Source organism: Staphylococcus gallinarum, from assembly GCF_000875895.1.
In the GTDB taxonomy this organism is placed as follows: Bacteria; Bacillota; Bacilli; order Staphylococcales; family Staphylococcaceae; genus Staphylococcus; species Staphylococcus gallinarum.
Genome location: NZ_JXCF01000016.1, coordinates 1 through 5,664 on the forward strand (window position 1 = coordinate 1; position 5,664 = coordinate 5,664).

Consider the following 5,664-nt stretch of genomic DNA (forward strand, 5'->3'; position numbering starts at 1 on the left):
ATCACTTACTGAAGTACTTAATGATGTACTTGCTGATTCTGAATCACTCACTGATGTGCTCAATGATGTTGATGCACTTTCTGAATCAGACACTGATGTACTTAGTGACGTACTTGCTGATTCTGAATCACTCACTGATGTGCTCAATGATGTTGACGCACTTTCTGAGTCAGATACTGATGTACTTAGTGACGTACTTGCTGATTCTGAATTACTTACTGATGTACTCAATGATGTGCTTGCACTTTCTGAGTCAGACACTGATGTGCTCAATGATGTTGATGCACTTTCTGAATCAGACACTGATGTACTCAATGATGTGCTTGCACTTTCTGAATCAGACACTGATGTGCTCAATGATGTTGACGCACTTTCTGAGTCAGATACTGATGTACTTAGTGATGTACTTGCTGATTCTGAATCACTTACTGAAGTGCTCAATGATGTGCTTGCGCTTTCTGAATCAGATACTGATGTACTTAGTGATGTACTTGCACTTTCTGAATCAGATACTGAAGTGCTTAATGATGTACTTGCTGACTCTGAATCACTTACTGAAGTACTTAGTGACGTACTTGCTGATTCTGAATCACTTACTGAAGTGCTCAATGATGTGCTTGCGCTTTCTGAGTCAGATACTGACGTGCTCACTGATGTTGACGCACTTTCTGAATCACTTACTGAAGTACTTAATGACGTACTTGCACTTTCTGAGTCACTTACTGATGTACTTAATGACGTACTTGCTGACTCTGAGTCACTTACTGAAGTACTTAATGATGTACTTGCTGATTCTGAATCGCTCACTGATGTGCTCAATGATGTTGATGCACTTTCTGAATCAGACACTGATGTACTCAATGATGTTGACGCGCTTTCTGAGTCAGATACTGATGTGCTCAATGATGTTGATGCACTTTCTGAGTCAGATACTGAAATACTTAATGATGTGCTTGCTGATTCTGAATCACTCACTGATGTGCTCAATGATGTTGACGCACTTTCTGAATCTGATACTGACGTGCTTAATGACGTACTTGCTGATTCTGAATCACTTACTGAAGTGCTTAATGATGTTGACGCACTTTCTGAGTCAGACACTGAAGTACTTAATGATGTGCTTGCTGATTCTGAATCACTTACTGAAGTGCTTAATGATGTTGACGCACTTTCTGAATCTGATACTGACGTACTTAATGACGTACTTTCTGAGTCAGATACTGACGTGCTCAACGACGTTGACGCACTTTCTGAATCAGATACTGATGTACTCAATGATGTGCTTGCGCTTTCTGAGTCAGACACTGAAGTACTTAATGATGTTGACGCACTTTCTGAATCAGACACTGATGTGCTCAATGATGTTGACGCACTTTCTGAATCAGACACTGATGTGCTCAATGATGTTGATGCACTTTCTGATCCTGATACTGAAGTACTTAATGATGTACTTGCTGATTCTGAATCGCTCACTGATGTGCTCAACGACGTTGATGCACTTTCTGAATCAGACACTGATGTACTTAATGATGTTGACGCACTTTCTGAATCAGACACTGATGTGCTCAATGATGTGCTTGCACTTTCTGAGTCAGATACTGATGTACTTAGTGATGTTGATGCACTTTCTGAATCACTTACTGATGTGCTTAATGATGTGCTTGCTGATTCTGAATCGCTCACTGATGTGCTCAATGATGTTGATGCACTTTCTGAATCAGATACTGAAGTGCTTAATGATGTGCTTGTACTTTCTGAGTCAGACACTGAAGTACTTAGTGATGTTGACGCACTTTCTGAATCACTTACTGACGTGCTCACTGATGTTGATGCACTTTCTGAATCAGACACTGATGTACTCAATGATGTTGATGCACTTTCTGAATCACTTACTGAAGTGCTTAATGATGTTGACGCACTTTCTGAATCTGATACTGACGTACTTAATGACGTACTTTCTGAGTCAGATACTGATGTACTTAATGAGTTACTAGTTGACGTGCTTGTTGATGCACTTAATGAGTTACTTGTTGATGTACTTAATGATGTACTTCTTGATGTTGATGTACTCAATGATGTACTAGTTGATGTGCTTGTTGATGTACTTTTAGACGTCGAAGCACTCAATGATGTACTTCTTGAAGTTGACGTGCTTGTTGAATTATATTCTGTAAAATCATATCCCCCTGTTCCACTTAAACTGGACTGAACTTTGTTTTCTCCAAATGAATTTTGATAACGATATGAATTTGAAGGATTCGTAGAAGATTTCACTGTAAGCAACATATCTGTTCCATCTAAATTCTTTAAATCTTCAACAGAACCATTAAATGGGGTATAGAAATTAAAATCATATGTAGAACCCATAGAAACAATATTGTTAGTTCTCCATTGGGGATCTGTTTTACCATCAGAACCATTAAATTTTGAATAATTAATAGTATTATTGTTTCCTAAAGCAGTAGTATCAGTGTTTAACATTACTGCTTCACCTAACTTACCATTATTTTCAGTAGAGACTGTTAAGAAAAAGTATCCTCCTTGGTTTTTAAATAGTCCTCCTCCTTCTTTATTCATTATATTTAAATTCCAATATATTCTTCCATCACTTGGAGAATAGTTACCTGTTAGTGTCATAATTCTTTCAGGATAGCCTTCTCTACTAATGTTTGTTGAAAAATTAATAGATTCACTAGTTCCACTTAAGTTATTGTTATCTGCTAACAATGTAATTGCTCTTTTAGTTCTCACTTTAGACACATTAGATGTTTCACTAGAAGGTATTGCTGTTACTTCACTACTACTTGCTTCCGCAGAAGACACTTTCAATTGTATTTCATCAGGTGATTCTGATTTTGCTTCGCTACCCTTTGTTTCGCTTGTTGATTCTGATTTTGCTTCGCTATCCTTTGTTTCGCTTGTTGATTCTGATTTTACTTCGCTATCCTTTGTTTCGCTTGTTGATTCTGATTTTGCTTCGCTATCCTTTGTTTCGCTTGTTGATTCTGATTTTACTTCGCTATCCTTTGTTTCGCTTGTTGATTCTGATTTTGCTTCGCTATCTTTTGTTTCGCTTGTTGATTCTGATTTTACTTCGCTATCCTTTGTTTCGCTTGTTGATTCTGATTTTACTTCGCTATCCTTTGTTTTGCTTGTTGATTCTGATTTTACTTCGCTACCCTTTGTTTCGCTTGTTGATTCTGATTTTACTTCGCTATCCTTTGTTTCGCTTGTTGATTCTGATTTTAGCCCATTATTATTTAAATGTTCTGAAGAGACAGTTGTCGAATTATTGTTTCCTAGAGTTTCGCTATGCACTGATAGCTCTGATGTAATAGGTAAATTATTTTCTTCACCATACGCGTTGTTATTTATTGTATATATAGATGATATACCGCCCATTGTTATAGAAACAATTGTTTTTTTTAGTGTTTTCTTTCTTGAAGTATCTATTTTTGATGGTAAATTCATGTCAATTAATATACTTAACTCATTTAGACCTTTTTGCACCCAGTGTTTTCCTACTTTATATAATTTAACTCGATGTTTTGGTTCATTTGTCATGTTTTTTTTAGATTTAAAAAAGAACATTTAATATTAATACCTCCAAATTAATGTATTGACCAATATTATATTGTAAAGTCTAATGAAGCACAATACTATAATTGAATTATTTATAGATTGAATCATAAAACAGAGGAAAAGAAGTTGATGAACAAGGAACTAATCAAAGTTATCATATGAAACAATTAAAGAATTTAAACATAAATATCCAATAAAGCTGTTATGTTAAAGACTTAATATGTCTAATTCTAGTTCTTATAATATAGATGCATTCTTTGTTCACTGTAAGAGATATATTTAATAGAGCTTTTAAAAATAACACAGTAAATACTTATAAAAATAGAGAAGAATCTATGACTATATTGTTTAGGAGGAAATAAGAATTTAAAATTTGAAATTTTTAATATAGAAAATCGTGAGCTAAATAATTATATTGAATTTTGAATAAAGAGAGTATTACATTAAAAATGGTTATCTTCATAATTTATAGGTATGAAGATAACCAAAATAAATATTTGCCTTTAAGCTTTTACTTGCTAGTACAGTTTAGTATAACAATATAATTCATTTGTAGTTATGAAAATAATGTCTTAAGTACATTAAATAATGAACCTAACAATTCGAAAATATCTCCAGTCATGTTAATCCCTCTTTCTTAATTTATATTTGTTATTTTAGGCGTCTAATTGTTCGCTTCTTACTAATTCATCGGCGATACCATGCCAGAATTGTTGTAATTCCACGTTATCGTGAGTTGGGTCAGTAGCATCTTGTCCAACAAAGTCAACGTGATCCCAACCATGTCTTACTGGTGTTACTTGCCAAACACCTTTTTGAATTTCATCAGTAGCATCAACATATGCTTGATTATTTGGATGTTGAGATGAAACAACAGATACAAGTCCATCATTTTCTCTCCATGATGTATTAGCTGTTTTACCAATGATATTACCAGTAAGTGTAAATGGTAAGAACATATTTAAATCAGATTTTTGACGACCAAATAATGTCGGCCTTGTAGATTCACCTGTATATGTTTTATAGACAATATTTGGATTGAGAGAAGTATTAGCATTTAATTTTGCAGCACCTTCTGTAGTTAAGTCATAGAAACCATTGTCTTGTGTTTTCCATATCTTACTATTTTGTACACGTTTAACATACTCTAAATAAGATTCGCCCTCTTTTTGTTTTAATCCCCATTGGTTTAGACCAAAATCAGAATGTGAATCTGTATTACCTTTAAATTTCACATAATCATAAACAACCTGTCTAATAAATGCTTCGTTACCTAATTTATCTGCTGCAACTGTTCCATTATGTGGCGTACCAAGTGTGGTAATAGAAGTAATCATATTATCATTGCCACCTTGGTAAAGTGGTGAAATTTCACCACCATGCTCTTTCTGATAAGCAATTTCCTCTGGATTGCCATTTCGTAGTAATTCTTCTAATTGTCTAACTGTTTGACCACCCATACTATGCGCTACCAAATGTACTTTTTGCCCTGGTTGCCAATCTTTGTAGACACCCTCATATGTTCTTCCGTAACGTTCGTGTCCATATTTTTCAGCGTGAGCAGCACCGTAATCTACTGTTCCACCTTTAATGTAATAATACAATTCAACAGCTCTGTCATAGTTACTACTCAACGCCCCAATACTTGCTTCATACGTTTCATAACCATTGTCTTGTAAATCTTGTCTAATGTTTAGTTTATCTCCACCCCAATAATGTGAAAGGATTGGTGGATTTATATCATCTGTGAAACCGTTGAAACCATGCACTAAAATAATTGGATCATCATTCTTATATTGACCTTGTTTTGCTGTTTTAGTAGGTTGTTCATTTGTTTGTTCACTTGTTTGTTGTGTTTGTTTTGGTACAGTAGCTACTGCACTGTCTTTGAGTGCTTTTAGTGTTGAAGTAGAATCTTCATCTTTACTATTATCCTGTGAGCTATCTGTAGATTGTAATTCACTTTGAAGTTGTTCAAGTGATACAGTATCATTTTGTTGACTGCTATCAACCTTTTCTGACACAACTTGTTGGTTATCTGCTTCCACGCCAGTATTATCTTGGGTCGCAACTATATCTTCA

Annotated in this window: 1 protein-coding gene and 2 pseudogenes; all 3 read right to left on the bottom strand. The window is 34.8% G+C overall.

The window, feature by feature from the left end; translation table 11 throughout:
* Positions 1-2,211: pseudogene (locus tag SH09_RS17460) on the bottom strand (hypothetical protein); the annotation flags it as partial.
* A gap of 1,299 nt (positions 2,212-3,510) precedes the next feature.
* Positions 3,511-3,591, bottom strand: a pseudogene (locus SH09_RS17465) (KxYKxGKxW signal peptide domain-containing protein); the annotation flags it as partial.
* A 647-nt stretch (positions 3,592-4,238) separates the two neighbouring features.
* A partial coding sequence (gene lip / locus SH09_RS09670; protein WP_042739446.1) for a YSIRK-targeted triacylglycerol lipase occupies positions 4,239-5,664 on the bottom strand: 1,426 nt, incomplete at its 5' end.